Source organism: Flavobacterium cupriresistens (assembly GCF_020911925.1).
Taxonomy (GTDB): Bacteria; Bacteroidota; Bacteroidia; order Flavobacteriales; family Flavobacteriaceae; genus Flavobacterium; species Flavobacterium cupriresistens.
Window position 1 is genome coordinate 1959771 of record NZ_CP087134.1, and the last position, 13859, is coordinate 1973629.

At 35.0% G+C, this 13859-nt stretch carries 16 protein-coding genes and 2 tRNA genes; 12 read left to right on the forward strand and 6 right to left on the reverse strand.

Annotated features, from left to right (window positions below):
• The first annotated feature begins 3 nt into the window (after positions 1–3).
• On the forward strand, positions 4–726 hold the full coding sequence (locus tag LNP23_RS08710; protein WP_230004593.1) for a murein L,D-transpeptidase catalytic domain family protein: 723 nt from the start codon (positions 4–6) through the stop codon (positions 724–726).
• Here the strand turns inward: LNP23_RS08710 and LNP23_RS08715 are convergent.
• Together LNP23_RS08715 and LNP23_RS08720 are read right to left on the reverse strand one after the other, a co-directional pair.
• Positions 715–2319, reverse strand: coding sequence for a L,D-transpeptidase family protein (locus LNP23_RS08715; protein WP_230004594.1), 1605 nt, complete (start codon positions 2317–2319; stop codon positions 715–717). The genes LNP23_RS08710 and LNP23_RS08715 overlap by 12 nt on opposite strands.
• Position 2320: 1 nt before the next feature.
• Positions 2321–2758, reverse strand: a complete 438-nt coding sequence (locus LNP23_RS08720) for a GNAT family N-acetyltransferase (protein WP_230004595.1) — start codon at positions 2756–2758, stop codon at positions 2321–2323.
• Between the two features lie 135 nt (positions 2759–2893).
• Between LNP23_RS08720 and LNP23_RS08725 the strand changes: the two genes are divergently transcribed.
• Positions 2894–2966, forward strand: a tRNA-Gly gene (locus LNP23_RS08725).
• Between the two features lie 107 nt (positions 2967–3073).
• Positions 3074–3146: transfer RNA gene (locus LNP23_RS08730), tRNA-Gly, on the forward strand.
• A 42-nt stretch (positions 3147–3188) separates the two neighbouring features.
• Here the strand turns inward: LNP23_RS08730 and pepE are convergent.
• Positions 3189–3896 (reverse strand): dipeptidase PepE, encoded by a 708-nt coding sequence (pepE, locus tag LNP23_RS08735; protein ID WP_230004596.1) that lies wholly within the window; start codon positions 3894–3896, stop codon positions 3189–3191.
• A 163-nt stretch (positions 3897–4059) separates the two neighbouring features.
• Here pepE and LNP23_RS08740 point away from each other — a divergent pair, with 163 nt between their 5' ends.
• The 9 genes from LNP23_RS08740 (at position 4060) to LNP23_RS08780 (ending at position 11635) form a co-directional block, all read left to right on the forward strand.
• A complete protein-coding gene (locus LNP23_RS08740; protein WP_230004597.1) occupies positions 4060–4827 on the forward strand; it encodes a hypothetical protein in 768 nt (255 codons plus the stop codon).
• Entirely contained in the window at positions 4814–5539 is a 726-nt protein-coding gene (locus LNP23_RS08745; protein ID WP_047778357.1) for a carboxypeptidase-like regulatory domain-containing protein, read from the forward strand. Before LNP23_RS08740 ends, LNP23_RS08745 begins: the two co-directional genes overlap by 14 nt.
• On the forward strand, positions 5529–6284 hold the full coding sequence (gene bamP, locus LNP23_RS08750; RefSeq protein WP_047778358.1) for a BamP family beta-barrel-assembly machinery protein: 756 nt from the start codon (positions 5529–5531) through the stop codon (positions 6282–6284). Before LNP23_RS08745 ends, bamP begins: the two co-directional genes overlap by 11 nt.
• Complete coding sequence (locus LNP23_RS08755) at positions 6281–6787, forward strand: DUF6702 family protein (protein ID WP_230004598.1); 507 nt, start codon at positions 6281–6283, stop codon at positions 6785–6787. The genes bamP and LNP23_RS08755 overlap by 4 nt, the downstream gene beginning before the upstream one ends.
• A gap of 65 nt (positions 6788–6852) precedes the next feature.
• Positions 6853–9099 (forward strand): M1 family metallopeptidase, encoded by a 2247-nt coding sequence (locus tag LNP23_RS08760; protein ID WP_230004599.1) that lies wholly within the window; start codon positions 6853–6855, stop codon positions 9097–9099.
• A 199-nt stretch (positions 9100–9298) separates the two neighbouring features.
• Positions 9299–9646: a Sec-independent protein translocase subunit TatA/TatB gene (locus tag LNP23_RS08765; RefSeq protein ID WP_047778361.1), complete on the forward strand. Its 348-nt coding sequence runs from the start codon at positions 9299–9301 to the stop codon at positions 9644–9646.
• Positions 9646–10209, forward strand: coding sequence for a phosphatase PAP2 family protein (locus tag LNP23_RS08770; protein ID WP_230004600.1), 564 nt, complete (start codon positions 9646–9648; stop codon positions 10207–10209). The genes LNP23_RS08765 and LNP23_RS08770 overlap by 1 nt, the downstream gene beginning before the upstream one ends.
• Positions 10210–10488: 279 nt before the next feature.
• On the forward strand, positions 10489–11022 hold the full coding sequence (locus LNP23_RS08775; RefSeq protein ID WP_230004601.1) for a Crp/Fnr family transcriptional regulator: 534 nt from the start codon (positions 10489–10491) through the stop codon (positions 11020–11022).
• 55 nt (positions 11023–11077) lie between these two features.
• A complete protein-coding gene (locus tag LNP23_RS08780; protein WP_230004602.1) occupies positions 11078–11635 on the forward strand; it encodes a DinB family protein in 558 nt (185 codons plus the stop codon).
• Between the two features lies 1 nt (position 11636).
• Here LNP23_RS08780 and LNP23_RS08785 read toward each other — a convergent pair whose 3' ends face one another.
• From LNP23_RS08785 to LNP23_RS08795, 3 genes are all read right to left on the reverse strand, one after another.
• Entirely contained in the window at positions 11637–12353 is a 717-nt protein-coding gene (locus tag LNP23_RS08785; protein WP_230004603.1) for a phytanoyl-CoA dioxygenase family protein, read from the reverse strand.
• Between the two features lie 315 nt (positions 12354–12668).
• Positions 12669–13310 carry an O-methyltransferase gene (locus tag LNP23_RS08790; RefSeq protein WP_047778419.1) on the reverse strand — a complete coding sequence of 214 codons (642 nt, stop codon included), beginning with the start codon at positions 13308–13310 and terminating at the stop codon, positions 12669–12671.
• Positions 13311–13425: 115 nt separating this feature from the next.
• A complete protein-coding gene (locus LNP23_RS08795; RefSeq protein WP_047778366.1) occupies positions 13426–13758 on the reverse strand; it encodes a hypothetical protein in 333 nt (110 codons plus the stop codon).
• Between the last annotated feature and the right edge of the window lie 101 nt (positions 13759–13859).

The window sequence follows — 13859 nt, forward strand, 5'->3', positions numbered from 1 at the left end:
TCAATGATTTACAAAATTTATCCATTACTGGTGTTTTTACTTTTGTCTTTTGGTAGAGATTCTAAAAACACAATCGAACTAAAAAAGGTGACAACAAAAAGTATTGCCAAAGTTGAAAAACTGACGGTTGATGCTAAAATTGAAAGTGTATACCACGCCTTAAATTCAAACAATTTTTCGTTACCGGAACTCAGGACTTTTTCTGAAGCTTTAAAAGGGTTTTACTTACTCAAAGAAAGAGGTGTTGTTCAGAAAGACATTTTGACTTTAATTGATTTTAGTCTTTCATCCAACGTCAAACGCCTTTGGGTGATTGATATGGGAACTAATACTATTCTATTTCAATCTTTGGTAGCGCATGGCAGGAATACGGGTGAAGAATTTGCATCAGCATTTTCAAACTCGAATTCATCCTTCAAAAGTAGTTTAGGGTTTTATGCCACAGGCGAAATTTACCAAGGAAAACACGGAGCTTCCTTACGTTTGGATGGTTTAGAAAGAGGAGTTAATGACAATGCCCGCGAAAGGGGAGTTGTGGTTCATGGTGCCGATTATGTTTCAGAATCGTTCATCAGAAACAATAAAAGATTAGGAAGAAGCCAGGGCTGTCCCGCTCTTCCGGTTGAATTGACAAATGAAATTATTCAGGTTATAAAAGATAAGTCGTGTTTGTATATTTATCATCCGTCGAGAGGATTCTCGGCAGAAGAGAAGTTAATCTCGTAACTTACTATACAAATCCGAATCTAAATTATAAATATCAGCTCTGAAAATGAGCTGATTTTTTTTGCTCCATGCGGTCCAATACCACTGATATAAAGCATATTTTTTTCTGATTTTAACACTGATTGTTTTTTTAGTTTCAATAATAGAGTCAATTTTTTCTTTCGGCCAGCTTACCGATACATCGGAAGAGTCTAAAACATGCTCTGCCAATTCCAATGGATTCTCTATACGAACGCAGCCCGAACTTAACGAACGATTGTTTCTTCCAAAATAATTGCGATGATTCGTATCGTGTAAGTACACGCTATGATGATTTGGAAATAAAATTTTCATGACACCCAAGGAGTTGTTATAACCGGGACTTTGTACGTAGCGGTATTTCCCCGGATTGTTTTCGTTCCATGCAGCAGGTTCTACCGCATTTCCGGCGCTGTCATATATAGTAATGTTTTTTTTGCTGAGGTAATTTCGATTGCGTTTCATTTCCGGAACAACATCTTCCTTTAAAATAGTAGGAGGAACAGTCCATGTCGGGTTAAAAACAATCGTTCTGAGTTTCGACGTTATAATTGGTGTTTTTCTCTTACTGGTTCCTACGACAATATTTCGAACCAAAGTGGTGTCCTGTTTTTCAACCACATTTAAACTGTAATTTGGAATGTTGATGATAAAATAGTTTTCCGCTAGTTCATTGGTATACCATCTCCATCGCTCCAAGTTGGCGATAATTTGTTCCTTTCTTTTGTTTTTAGAAAAGTTCAAAGCGCTTATGGTTCCTACGCCAATAACTCCATCGGCGGCTAAACCATGTCTTTCCTGAAATTTTTTAACAGACTCGAATGTTTTTTGATCGTAAATTTCGGTCAGGCTATCTTTTCTTCCCGACATGTCTTTCCAGAACAAAAGCCTTTTTTTGATGTTTATTAAGGCACTGCTGGTATCATTTAATGTGATTTTTGTTTTATCAGGAGATTCTATTTTTTTTATGTCACTATCATCCGGATACGTATCGATGATTTTAAGTGCTGCTAATAGTTGTTTATAGGTATATGATTTTGACTGACAATTTTCGGCCAGACTGTCTAATTTGTCTTTGTTGAAAGCTTTTACAAGAGCAGTATTGACGTCAAATGTCTTTTCTTCTAAATCCCAATCGGCATATAGTTTTTTAGGATCTAATTTCCCTTTATACAAATGCGTTAAATACAATTCGAAATTATAAGTGAGTAAGGTGTCGTAATTGGCTAAGTCCGTATCGCTTAAAGAGCTTATCTTTTTTTCGAATTTTTCTAATGCTTTTATTTTGTAATCGTCTGGATTTAAGCCTAGTTCATCCGATTTTTTTAATAAGGATAAAACGTAAGTTCTCTTTTTTAAATTTCCCCAGACTGTTTTGTTTTCTGAGGAAAGATAAAATTGTATAAGCGTTTCGCTTTTGAAAGTATTAAGGAGTGCAGTGTCAATTTGTACTTTTCTTTCGTCAGTAAGTATAAGCGCAGGAGGTCGAACGGCTTTTTTTACCGGAACTTTTAGAGTTTCCTTTTTGCAGCTAAACAGGATGCATAGTACTAATAAAAAGTAAAATTTGTTCATTTTATAATGGTTTATACATTAAATAGTGTTCCCCGACATCTGTGATCTCAAACGCTTCTCCTTCAGTTTGATAGTTCATTTTTTTGTAAAACCCAACAGCGGCTGTTCTTGCATTAAACCAAATTAAATCAACTTGATTTTCAACGCAATAGGCTTCGCAGTGTTTTACCAAAGCTTCACCTATTCCTTTTTTCTGATGAGTGTCTAAAACGGCCATCCCACGAATTTGTGCTTGGTTTTTTTCGGCAAAGGTAGTGTTGATTTTTGTGAATAAGGAAATAATTCCTACTAAACTTTCGTCTGTGAACAGGCCAAAATGGTGTGTTGTCTCTAAATCGTCTCCATCAAAGACACAACTTTCTATAGGTTTCCCTTTTCTTAAAACGGGTTGACGGACGATATAGGTTTCTTTTGATGGTATTTCTTTAATAAGATTCATAATTTTGAAAAATAATTGGATGTGTAACTTTTTAACTTTAAATAAGTTATAAATTATTGTTGATTTTTATTGATTTTTTTTGCGAAAAAGCTTGTTTTGAACTTGAATTATTCTCTATCTTTGCACCACAGTAATGCGAAAGTAGCTCAGTTGGTAGAGCTCCAGCCTTCCAAGCTGGTTGTCGCGAGTTCGAGCCTCGTCTTTCGCTCTAAAAAAACCGGAATTTAATCGTTTCGGTTTTTTTAACAAAGCTAAATAATTTTTGATTTTTATTTTTTTAATTGATTTAATTATTTATATTTGCACCCTGTTAATGCGAAAGTAGCTCAGTTGGTAGAGCTCCAGCCTTCCAAGCTGGTTGTCGCGAGTTCGAGCCTCGTCTTTCGCTCTTTAAAAAACCGAAACATTTTATGTTTCGGTTTTTTTGTTTTTAATTCAGATGGCTTAAGTCTGTTTCAGTTTCTAATTCCTCCGGATTTTGATCTTTTAAAAATAAACGAGCAGATAAAGCTCCTTTTAAAGTGATTTTATTTCCTTTTACTTCCAGCCAGCTTCCTTCTCTTAAACCTAAAACCGGTATAGAATTAAAAGCGTGGAATTCTTTAATTCTCGTTTCGCGGGTTTCTCCCATATGTGTCGAGTTGATTTGAGGGTCTAAATAATGTGGGTTCAGGTTAAAAGGAATTAATCCTAAAGTCTGAAAACTTGGGGGGTAGATGATAGGCATGTCGTTCGTTGTCTGCATCGACAGACCGCAAATGTTGCTTCCTGCACTGGTTCCTAAATAAGGCGTTCCGTTTTTTACAGTTTCAGAAAGGATTTGCATGATGTTATGTTGGTACAATTGTGTAACTAACAAAAAAGTGTTTCCGCCTCCTGTAAAAATACCTTCTGCATTTTTTATAGCAGCTGCTGCATCTTCACAGGTATGAATTCCTTTTACAGCAATATTAATTGTTGCAAATGCCTGTGTTACTTTTTCGGTATATTCGTCGTGCGTGATTCCACCCGGTCGTGCAAATGGAATAAATAAAATGCTTTTGCAATCTTTGAAATGTTGTTGTAATGTAGGTAATAAATACGCTAAATAGCTGCCTTCGTGTAAGGTAGAAGTGCTGGCAATGATAATGCTTTTCATAAAAATATGGACTCAAATTGATTCCGTTAAAGATATTAAAAACTCCTTTTCGATTCTGGAAATCCGCAGTTTAATTAACATATTTTTACCAAGCCGTTAGTATTAAATTTAGAAGACATTAAGATATTTTTACATTTTTAAGAATAATTTTAATCTTTATATTTTGAGCGATAAGTTTTTATGTGTTTTGATTATTGTTTTGAGCCAGTCGGTGTGGGGGCAAAGTCAGGAGCGTATAGCTATTAATGGAAAGATAGCCTCCAATACCAATGATTTGGAAGGGGTTTATGTGGTAAACGCTCAAACAGAAGTTATGGCTACAACGAGTGGAGACGGTGCTTTTTCTATTATGGCTAAAGCTGGAGATACCCTTGTTTTTTCTTCCATACAATTTAAAGAAAGCAGGGTTCTGCTAACGACTGAAAATTTTTCTGATCTCAATTTTACAGTACGATTAAATATGGTAATGCATCATTTACAGGAAGTTATTGTGCGGAATTATAGCGGAATTAATGCTGTTTCTTTAGGGATTATTCCTGGTGATCAGAAAAAATATACACAAGCAGAGCGGAAATTACATACCGCAACAGCTTTAAATCCTACTGCAAATGCAGGATTAATGGCAGGCGGATCAGTTTCGGCAGATCCGTTGTTTAATTTTTTATCGGGTCGAACAGCCATGTTGAAAAAAGAGGTTGCAGTAGAGAAAAAGGAACTTTTTATGAAGCTTTTGGAAAAAATGTTTAGTATGGATCATTTTGTGAACAGACTGAAAATCCCTGCTGAATACGTAAAAGGATTTGAATATTATGCAGTAGATAATGATAAATTTACCGTTATTTTGAACTCTGATAATAAAACAGCTACTGAATTCCTACTGGGAGAACTGGCTGTAAAATACAAAGAAATACTTGCGATTGAAAACAAATAATATTTTACTGGCACTGCTTTTATTGATTACCGGAATAACTTTTGGACAGGCTCCTGTTTCAAAAGAAATCACGGGGCAGGTTGTAGAGCGTTCTACAACAATTGAAGGAGTGAATATTATCAATAATACGACGCAGCAAGCTACTGTTTCAGATGTAAACGGTATGTTTGCGATTGTGGTTAAAGAAGGAGATGTTCTGGTTTTTTCGTCTGTTAATTTAGAGCCCCTTAAACACAGGATTACAGCTGATGATCTGAGTTTGAATTCAATTGTTGTAAAGATGACAGTCAAAGAAATTCAGTTGAAAGAAGTTGTTGTCAATGAAAACGCGGATCTTACTGCCGAGAATCTGGGAATTATTCCGTACGGTCAGAAAAAATACACCCCTGCAGAGCGAAAAGTATATACAGCAACGTCTACTTCGATAGATAAATTGTTAAATAAAATTTCAGGTCGGACTACCATGTTGAAAAAAGAAGTGAATGTCGAGAAAAAAGAAGCGCTTTTCAGAAAGATGGAGTATATGTTTGATGAGAATTATTATACGGAAAGATTAAAAATTTCACCCGAAGACATTAAAGGATTTCAATTATATTGTGTGGATGATGGCGAATTTGCTGTATCTTTGGATACAAAAAACAAAACACTGAGTATGTTTTTGATAACCGAACTAGCGAGGAAATACTTAATAATTCTAGAAAATGAAAAATAAATTAGGACTACTTATTGCATGCTTATTTTGTCAAATCGTTTTAGGGCAAAACAATACAAGAAAACCGCTACACGGGCAGGTAATAAATGACTTTCTTGCCATTGAAAGTGGTTATGTAATGAATGTTAATGCAAACGTAAGAACGTTTATCGGTTCTGGCGGATTGTTTGATATTTTGGCAAAACCTAAAGATACTTTATTGTTTTCAGGATTGGCATTTCAATCCAGAAAAGTTGTTTTGACAGAGAAAGATTGTGCTGAAATCCTTTTTCTGGTAAAATTAGATTTGGTAAATAATCAATTAAAAGAAGTTATTGTTCATAAGGATCTAAAAGTGAAATCTCTTGACGGAGGTTCGCAGAAATTTGTAGACATGCAGTTTGTAGACGATAAACAATCGACCGCAAAAAATATCGCAATGTACTCTGATCAAACTATAAAATATGGAACTGACTTTGTTCGTATTTTTAAAGACGTTAAAAAGCTTCTTCGTAAAAAAGACGATGTAAAAGACGATGTGATTTCTGATATCGCTTTTGTTGCCTACGCTAAAGATAATTTTACTCCTGATTTTTACAGTAAAACACTGGAATTAAAACCGGACGAAATAGAACTTTTTTTAATGTTCTGTTCAAACGACGGTGAATCTAAAAAATACCTAAAACCCGAAGACAAATTTATTCTGATGGATTTTATGGTCAATAAAAATAAAGAGTTTAAAAAAGCGGCAGTGAATCAAAAATGAAAAACAGATTAATTTATCCTTTAATCGGGATATTATTTTTATCCCTTTCAGCTTTTACCTTCCATAAGTTTTATGTGGGTGTTTTTCAGGTCAATTATGCGGCCGAAAAGAAGATGATTCAAATTACATCGCGCATTTTTATTGACGATTTAAATAATGGTCTGGAGAAGAAGTACCACAAAAAAACCTTCGTTGGTACAGAAAAGGAAACTCAGGCTGATGTTGATTTATTGAAAAAGTATCTTACAGAGCATTTTTCAATAAAAATAAACGGTCAGTCCAAATCAATTGCTTTTTTATCTAAAGAAGTAGAGGCAGGAGATGTCTTGGTTTGTTATTGTCGAATAAAAGACGTTGATAAATTTAAGACCATCGAAATTTCGAATACCATTTTAGTGGATTGGAATTCTGAACAGCAAAATATTACACATATTTCAGCCTTTGGAACCAAAAAGAGCGTTCTCTTTACAGAATCCTCAAGGAAAGAAGTGTTAAAATATTAATTGAAAGGGCGTAATTATTAGATTAATTGCTATTTTCACAGCCTCAAAGAAAACCAAAAACACTTATGAAAACACTTTCGTTATTATTGCTTTTTCCGGCTATGTTGATAGCTCAGGAGAAAACAGCACCTGTTGTACCAAAACAGCAAGGTAAATACGATACAAACAAATTTAGCCAGATGTACGATTTATTGGCTACACCTAATATGTTTCGTACCGCTTCGGGAGCACCGGGGCCGGCTTATTATCAACAACAGGCAGACTACAAAATTGATGTAGAATTAGATGATAAAAAATCAAAATTAACGGGTTCTGAAGTTATTACATATTCCAATAACTCTCCGGACACTTTAGAGTATCTGTGGATTCAGTTAGACCAGAACCAGGCTAAAGCAAACACACAAACTTCTTTGGCGGAAAGCGAAAAAATGAATCAGGTATTGCCACTTGAAGGTTTTTCGAACAAGTACTTAAAGAAAGATTTAGAGCGTGGTTTTAACATCGAACAGGTTAAAGATGCTAAAGGAAATGCCATGTCTTATACGATCAACGAAACCATGATGCGTATTAACTTGGCAACGCCTTTAAAACCGGGGGAGAAGATTTCATTGGCAATAAAATGGTGGTACAACATCAATAATTATCGCAAAGAAGGTGGAGGTCGTTCCGGTTATGAATTATTTGAAAAAGACGGAAACAAATTATATGTAATTGCTCAGTTTTATCCAAGAATGGCTGTTTACAATGACGTAGAAGGCTGGCAAAATATGCAGTTCTGGGGTAGCGGAGAGTTTGCGTTGCCTTTCGGAAATTTTGACGTAAATATTACCGTTCCTGCAGATCACGTTATTGACGCAACGGGAGAATTAGTGAACAGAAGTGAAGTTTTCACAGCAGAACAAGTGAAACGTTACGAGCAAGCTCAAAAATCATTTGACAAACCGGTTGTAATTGTAACACAAGCTGAAGCAGAAGCTGCTGAAAAAGGTTTCTCTGAAAAGAAAAAAACATGGAAATTCAGTGCTAAAAATGTACGTGATTTTGGAATTGCTTCGTCAAGAAAATTCATTTACGATGCAATGGCTGTACAATTAAATAACAAAGTGGTAATGGCAGAATCAGTGTATCCGAAAGAAGCAAATCCGCTTTGGGGAGAAACTTCTACGATGACTGTTGCGCATACTTTAAAGAGTTATTCTTCTCATACTTTTGATTATCCTTATCCAAAAGCAGTTTCTGTTTCGGCAGAAGATCAGGGAATGGAATATCCAATGATTTGTTGGAACTATGGTCGTCCTGATGAAAACGGGGTAACAAGTAAAGAAATTAAAAACGGAATGATCGGTGTGGTAATTCACGAAGTGGGTCATAACTTTTTTCCAATGATTGTAAACTCAGATGAACGTCAGTGGAGCTGGATGGATGAAGGTTTAAATTCGTTTATGGAGTATATGGCAGAACAGGAATTGGATTCTAAATTTCCATCAAGACGTGGTCCTGCAAAAAATATTGTTCCATATATGAGTGGAGATCAAAAGTTTTTAGAGCCAATCATGTCTAATTCTGAAACGATTCAGCAATTTGGAAATAACGCTTACGGAAAACCGGCTACGGGACTTAATATTTTAAGAGAAGTAGTAATGGGAAGAGAATTGTTTGACTATGCTTTTAAAACATATGCCAACAGATGGAAATTCAAACACCCGACTCCTGAAGATTTTTTCAGGACAATGGAAGATGCTTCTGCCGTTGATTTAGATTGGTTTTTCAGAGGATGGTTTTATTCAACTGATTTTGTAGATATCGGAATCAATGACGTAAAACAATATTATGTTTCTGACACTCCAACAGCAGATATCAAAGACATAAAGGTTAAAAAAGGACGTTTCGGATATGATAAAGGACCATTTGTTTACCTGGTAGCTGGTGATAATGCTGAAGTGAATACTTCTAAGAAAAAAGCATTAAAAGTAGAAGAGGTAAAGTTGTTGGCAGATTATGTAGATCAGACTTTTACCGCAGAGGAAAAAGCAGGTTTAAAATCGCCTAAATATTTCTACGAAGTTGAGTTTAACAAACCGGGCGGTATGATTATGCCAATCTTGGTTGAGATTACTTATGAGGACGGAACACAACAAAATTTCCAATATCCGGCTCAAATCTGGAGAAAGAATAACGACACAGCTAAAAAAGTGTATGCAACAGAAAAAGCAATCAAAAGCATACAAATAGATCCAAAATTAATGACTGCTGATATTGATGTAACCAATAATTCCTGGCCAAAAGTAGAAGTGAAGTCAAAGTTTGACTAAGAATAAAAATTTAACCGCAAGGGCCGCAAAAGGTTTACGCAAGGTTCGCAAAGCAATAATAAAACTTTGTGAACCTTGCGTTTTTTCTTTGCGTACCTTGCGGTTAAAATAAATAACGCTTAAACATTCTTTTTAAGTAAATTTTAAAACTCACGGCTACAAATTTTAATATCTTTGTAGCTACACAAAAATAAAAGATATGTTTGGTATAGGAGGAGGAGAATTAGTTTTCATACTGTTTATAGTACTAATGCTTTTTGGTTCAGATAAGGTGCCTGAAATCGCACGTACAATGGGTAAAGCAATGGCGCAGTTAAAAAATGCTACAAACGATATTAAAAGTGAAATTCAAAAAGGAGCAGAGGCCAATGGTCTTGACGCTAAATCTTTGACGGATATCACTGGAAATATCAATGCTGAAATCAATAATGCAAAAACTAATTTACTGGGAGATACAACTAATTTGCTTGGCGATACAACCAATGAGATCGAAAAAGTAAAAGAAGATATTGACTCTATCTCAGGACCTGTAAAACGCCAAAGATAATGCTCGAAAAAATACAAGAATTAGATACCAACCTCTTTGTGTATCTGAATGGTTTAGGTTCTGAAACTTACGATAAATTATGGTTGATCATCACCAATCAATTGAATTGGACGCCTCTTTTTCTACTTATTTTTTATCTGATTTATAAAAAGATAGGAGGAAAACAAACCTTGTATGTACTTCTTTTTATAGCGGTTTTAATTGCGTTTACCGATCAAACTACCAATCTGGTTAAAAATACCGTTCAGCGTTTACGTCCTTGTAATAACCCAGAAATCAACTCTTTTATTCGTATTGTTCAGGTTAGAAAATCATTTAGTTTTTTCTCCGGTCATGCGGCCAATACGATGGCTGTTGCGACCTTTTTATACTTAGTCTTAAAACGCCATTTTAAATATTTAGGATTCTTGTTTTTATGGCCGTTAGTCTTCGCTTATAGCCGTATTTATCTGGGATTGCACTATCCGGGAGACATTCTTACCGGCTATTTTGTTGGAGCCGTTTTTGGGACATTGATTTATTTGCTGTATCGAAAATTGAAACCCAGGTACTTTCCGGGATAATATTAGAGCGTTGATAAGGTTTTGAGGTACTGAGATTCTAAGGTTCTAAGTTTTTAAATTTAGAAGCTGAATATAATAGAGATCAGAGATAAGCAATCCTAGCTTCTGTTTGTGATTCGCAGACTCTTATTCGTCTTTGAACTGCAGTAGTATAAGCACCAGTGTCAAAAAACTCACTATTCTTTCTGCAGCTTTAGTACTAATGTTAAATAATAAGCGCCAATGGCTTCCTGTACAAATAAAAAGAACTAAATTCATCCTGTTAAACTGTAGTACGATATGAAAGCCGGTGACCTCATACACTTGATCCAACAAAATAATCTGGTTGAAAATACAATTGCCATTGAACGCAATGAATTCCTCAAAGTAGAAGGAAGTGTTGATACCAATATTTATTTTATAGAGGAGGGCAGTCTGCGGATTTTTGTACTGGATGATGATGAAGAACGTATTATTCGTTTTGGGTATAAAAACAATATAGTGGTTTCGATAGACTCGTTTCTGTCTGAGAGTCCGTCGGATTTTTATATTCAGGCTATAAAAAAGACGCTGGTAAAAGTTATTCCGAAAAAGGGATTTATGGACTTTGTTAACCGGAACGAAGATAATCTCAGGCTTTGGATAAAAATTATAGAAGATCTCGTTCTGCAGCAAGTTGAACGGGAAAAAGACATTCTGATCAGTTCGCCCAAAGAACGTTTTGAGAGGGTGTTGAAAAGAAGTCCACAGTTATTTCAGGAAGTTCCAAACAAACATATTGCAAATTATTTGAGGATGAGCCCCGAAACTTTGTCGAGGCTAAAAAAACGTTGATTTCAATCAATGTTTTCTGTTCAAAAGTTAAGGAACTTTGTCAAAAATCAGCAACATGAATATAAAATCGGAGGATTTAATAAAAGACTTAATAGCAAGTACACAACTAATTATTGACAAAGCGGAGTCTTTGAAAGCAGAAAGTGATGCCGTGCTTAATTTCAGAACAAACCCTAAGGCCTGGAGTATTTTGGAATGTTTGGAACATCTTAATCGCTACGGTAGATTTTATCTTCCTGAAATTACCGGGCAAATACAGAAAACCAGTTCAGAACAGGAAAGGTATTTTAAAAGTGGCTGGCTGGGAGATTATTTTGCAAAAAGTATGATGCCAAAAGAAAAGCTAAATACAATGAAGACTTTTAAGAGCATGAATCCCATAAACAGCACATTAGACAAAGCCGTTATTGATGATTTTATCAACCAGCAAATTGAGATGCTCGAATTGTTGAATAGTGCCAAAGAAGTAAGTCTTGCTAAAACAAAAACAGCCATCAGTATCTCAAAAGGAATACGTTTGAAATTAGGAGATACCTTCAGATTTGTAATTTACCACAATCAAAGGCATGTTGCGCAAGCCGAAAGAGTATTGGATGCTGCTCGTGATATTTGAGTTAATTTTCAATACAATCTTTTTCACTCCACGACAAACCGTTTGGAAGCTCTTGCTTACTAAATTCAATATGAATTACACGTCTTCTTTCGTTATTTGTTGTTTTGCTGGATGCGTGAAAAAGCAAAGGTCTCATAATCATAATACCGCCTTTTTCAACTTCGCAAATCGTTTCATCCTCCATTTCGAGATTTTCGATTCTTAGAATACCTTTAGAATGAGAATTTTTTATCACTTTCAAAGCACCATTTTCCCTTGTGGTTTTGTCTATGTGGATTCGTATCGTAAAGTTATTTTCGAGAATTTCTTTTGGAGGCTGAACAGCAAATTGATTTTGTTTAACCGTCCAGTTTTCGAAGTTTTCAATCTCCATTTTTTTGTCAACAGAAATAGTCAAATCCTGATGATACCCAACAAACCAGTTTGATTTTTCGGGTTTGTCAAAATAGATCGATTTGGTTATAAAAAAACCTTTCCCAAAAGTATTTTCAATAATGTCCTTTAAGTTTTGATTGAAAATGAAATCTAAAGTTTTCGGAATTTCTTTGTGAAATTGCCTAATGGCAAATAAATCCTGAGATTTTCTAAAAGTGGCATTTTCGGTTGTGTTTTCGGTTGTATTTTCAATTAAGGAGATTATCTTATTGATTTCCTTCTCGTTGTATACCTTATCAATAATAGCAAAACCTTCAGTGTCTATTTTGTTCAGATAATTCATTTAGGAGTTCGTTTTAAGTGTTTGTAATTAGTCCGAGAAATGGAGGAGCCAAATTTAGCGAGAAGTTAGTAGATTTATTACAATTTTCAATAGCTTCCAGCATTAGCGCAATGTTATTTAGTTAAGGATTGTCAAAAAAAGTCTCACGCAGATTTTAGCAGAATGAAAAAAAAATCCACTGAATCCGCGTGAAAAAATATCATTAACTTAATGACATTGAGATGAAGGAGTAAAATTCAGCAAAACATAAAAAGGCTTTAGTCAGAATTTAAAAACTCAGCAACTCAGTGCCTCAGAACCTCAGTAACTTAAAAACTAAAGTACCCGACTAACCGTCAATCCATCGCGAATAGGTAATAAAACCGTTTCAACTCTAGGGTCGTTTTTCAGAAGCGTATTGTATTCTAAAAGAACTTTTGTGCTAATGTCATTTGGATGTAGCGGTTCAAGGATTTTGCCGCTCCAAAGTACGTTGTCGGATAAAATAATACCACCTTTGTTCATTTTTGGAACAATCATTTCCCAATAATTCAGGTAATTTTCTTTATCGGCATCTATAAAAACCAAATCAAATTTTACTTCTAAAGTTGGTATAATAGAAACAGCCTCTCCCAGATGTTGGAAAATCTGTTCTCCCCAAGGCGAGGCGTCAAAATATTTTCTTTGAAAATCAATTAACTCCTCTTTAATATCAATCGTATGCAATTGTCCGTTTTCCTGCATTCCTTCGCACAAACACAAAGCAGCATAACCGGTGTAAGTCCCGATTTCAAGAATGTTTACCGGACGGATCAATTTAGACAACATGCTCAGTACACGACCTTGAAAATGCCCGCTCAACATTCTTGGCAAAAGTATTTTCTGGTAGGTTTCCTTGTTTAATTTCGCCAATAATTCCGGTTCGTTTTCAGAATGTTGTTCGATGTAATCTTCTAATTCCTGTGATATAAAATGCATGTGATACTCTTCTAAGGTTGAAAAACAAAAATACAAAAAATATTGGGTAACTTTTTCCCATAAAAAAAAACCATTCGTTGTAGCGAATGGTTCTTTTATGAATTGAAATAGAATGCTATTTTTTTAGAGCAGCATCTACTTCCTTAGCTGTTTTTACAGTTCCGTCTTTAGCGGCTTTTGCAGCTGCTTCTACTTTATCTGCTCCTTTTTTAGTCGCGTCTTTAACATCATCAGCGGCTTTTTTGGTAGCATCTTTTACGTCCTGTGCAGCATCTTCTGTTTTGCTTACAGCGCTGTCTTTCACTTCTTCAAGATCTGTAGTTAACGAATCTACCTTGTTTCCAAGTGTTAATTCTTCTTCAGGTTTTGTTTCTTTTTTGTCTCCGCAAGATTGTACAGTAACTGCTAATAGAGCAACAACAGCTAAACTTAAAATTTGTTTTTTCATGATTAATTAGATTTTTAAATAGATTAAATTATAAAGGTTATAAAGCTGAAAAAATAAAAGTACAAATTTTAAAATGATTGAGCTCTTTGTGCGATTATCTT

Bases quoted from the DNA above. Each gene is read 5' to 3' on its own strand.
- LNP23_RS08770 (WP_230004600.1), top strand. From the start codon at position 9,646: ATGCTCGAAAAAATACAAGAATTAGATACCAACCTCTTTGTGTATCTG.
- LNP23_RS08720 (WP_230004595.1), bottom strand. From the start codon at position 2,758: ATGAATCTTATTAAAGAAATACCATCAAAAGAAACCTATATCGTCCGT.
- pepE (WP_230004596.1), bottom strand. From the start codon at position 3,896: ATGAAAAGCATTATCATTGCCAGCACTTCTACCTTACACGAAGGCAGC.
- LNP23_RS08715 (WP_230004594.1), bottom strand. From the start codon at position 2,319: ATGAACAAATTTTACTTTTTATTAGTACTATGCATCCTGTTTAGCTGC.
- LNP23_RS08760 (WP_230004599.1), top strand. From the start codon at position 6,853: ATGAAAACACTTTCGTTATTATTGCTTTTTCCGGCTATGTTGATAGCT.
- LNP23_RS08785 (WP_230004603.1), bottom strand. From the start codon at position 12,353: ATGAATTATCTGAACAAAATAGACACTGAAGGTTTTGCTATTATTGAT.
- LNP23_RS08795 (WP_047778366.1), bottom strand. From the start codon at position 13,758: ATGAAAAAACAAATTTTAAGTTTAGCTGTTGTTGCTCTATTAGCAGTT.
- LNP23_RS08790 (WP_047778419.1), bottom strand. From the start codon at position 13,310: ATGCATTTTATATCACAGGAATTAGAAGATTACATCGAACAACATTCT.
- LNP23_RS08780 (WP_230004602.1), top strand. From the start codon at position 11,078: ATGAATATAAAATCGGAGGATTTAATAAAAGACTTAATAGCAAGTACA.
- LNP23_RS08755 (WP_230004598.1), top strand. From the start codon at position 6,281: ATGAAAAACAGATTAATTTATCCTTTAATCGGGATATTATTTTTATCC.
- LNP23_RS08710 (WP_230004593.1), top strand. From the start codon at position 4: ATGATTTACAAAATTTATCCATTACTGGTGTTTTTACTTTTGTCTTTT.
- LNP23_RS08775 (WP_230004601.1), top strand. From the start codon at position 10,489: ATGAAAGCCGGTGACCTCATACACTTGATCCAACAAAATAATCTGGTT.
- LNP23_RS08765 (WP_047778361.1), top strand. From the start codon at position 9,299: ATGTTTGGTATAGGAGGAGGAGAATTAGTTTTCATACTGTTTATAGTA.
- bamP (WP_047778358.1), top strand. From the start codon at position 5,529: ATGAAAAATAAATTAGGACTACTTATTGCATGCTTATTTTGTCAAATC.